This is a genomic window from Fictibacillus macauensis ZFHKF-1, from assembly GCF_000269865.1.
In the GTDB taxonomy this organism is placed as follows: Bacteria; Bacillota; Bacilli; order Bacillales; family Fictibacillaceae; genus Fictibacillus_C; species Fictibacillus_C macauensis.
In genome coordinates this window covers 1-1445 of sequence record NZ_AKKV01000016.1, presented here as the reverse complement: position 1 = coordinate 1445, position 1445 = coordinate 1, and the positions used below count along the sequence as shown (strand labels likewise).

The 1445-nt window shown below is 43.5% G+C and carries 1 protein-coding gene; it reads left to right on the top strand.

Features of this window, described 5'->3' with window-relative positions; translation table 11 throughout:
• Positions 1–54 precede the first annotated feature (54 nt).
• Positions 55–1412, top strand: a protein-coding gene (locus A374_RS19775) for an IS3 family transposase (protein WP_156793098.1) whose coding sequence is annotated in 2 segments (ribosomal slippage) — positions 55–520 and positions 520–1412 — 1359 coding nt in all. Because the reading frame shifts where the segments join, the coding sequence is not laid out codon by codon here.
• Positions 1413–1445: the final 33 nt, after the last annotated feature.

The following is a 1445-nucleotide window of genomic DNA, read 5'->3' as shown; positions in this document are numbered from 1 at the left end:
TGAACTGCACCCCAATTGTTAGACATCATTAACAATTGGAGGTGCAGTTTTTTTATGACTAAATATTCTTTTGAGGCAAAATTACAGGCTGTCCTTGCTTATTTGGAGGGGAAGGCATCGTTCCAAGAGATCGCAAAACAGTTAAATGTTAGTTCCACCTCTCTGAAAAACTGGGTAAACCACTATAGGGAAAACGGAGAACAAGGACTCCTCTACACCTATACAAAATATGATATTCAATTTAAAATGGACGTACTCAATTACATGAACGACACTGGGGCGTCCCTTATGCAAACGGCAGCTGTATTTAAGATTCCTTCTCATCCGACTATCCTCTCATGGAAAAGGAAGTTGGAGGAGGATGGCCTGGACGCTTTGAAACCAAAGAAAAAGGGGCGTCCATCTATGAAAAAGAAACCGCAGGAACCAAAGAAGCCAGCACCATCTGAGGGGTCTGAACAGGCATTACAGGCTGAGAATGAACGACTGCGTGCGGAGAATGCCTACTTAAAAAAGTTACATGCCTTAATTCAAGAAAGAGAAAAATCACCGAACAAGACAAAGCGCAAATAATTTACGAGTTAAGGCAAGAGCATATGGTGAGGGATTTAATAAGAGCAGCTGAAATGCCGCGCAGCACGTATTACTACTGGGTCAAACAAATGAACCGACCAGATAAATACAAGGAGATCAAAGAGCTCATTGCGGAAATCTACCACGAGCATAAAGGGCGTTATGGGTATCGCCGCATCACTCTCGTACTGCGCAACAAAGGCATCCGTATCAATCACAAGACGGTCCGCAGCCTCATGGGGAAGCTTGGATTGAAAAGCCTCGTCCGGTTGAAGAAGTACAAGTCTTACCGCGGACAGGCAGGCCGTATTGCTTCGGATAAAATCCAACGCGATTTCTATGCCTCCAAGCCCCATGAGAAGTTGGCAACGGATGTGACGGAAATCCACTTGCATGGAGAAAAGTTATATTTTTCTCCTGTCATTGATTTATACAATGGTGAAGTCATCGCTTATAACATGGAACATCGTCCTGTTTATTCACTGGTTTCTAAAATGCTGGATCAAGTCTTCGAACGTCTGAACGAAGGAGACTCGCCGATACTCCATTCTGACCAGGGATGGCATTACCAGATGAAGCAATATCAACATGCACTTAAAAAGAACGGAATCACCCAAAGCATGTCCCGCAAGGGGAACTGCCTCGATAACGCAGCCATGGAAAGCTTTTTTGGCGTAATGAAATCAGAATTGCTTTATTTAAATGAGTTTGAGAGCATGGAACACTTTAAGCATGAACTGGAGGATTACATCCACTACTATAATCACAAACGGATTAAGGCAAAATTAAAAGGCATGAGCCCGGTTCAATACCGGGCGCATACCTCTAAGGCAGCCTAAAATCCTAATGTCTAACTTTTTGGGTTCAGTTCA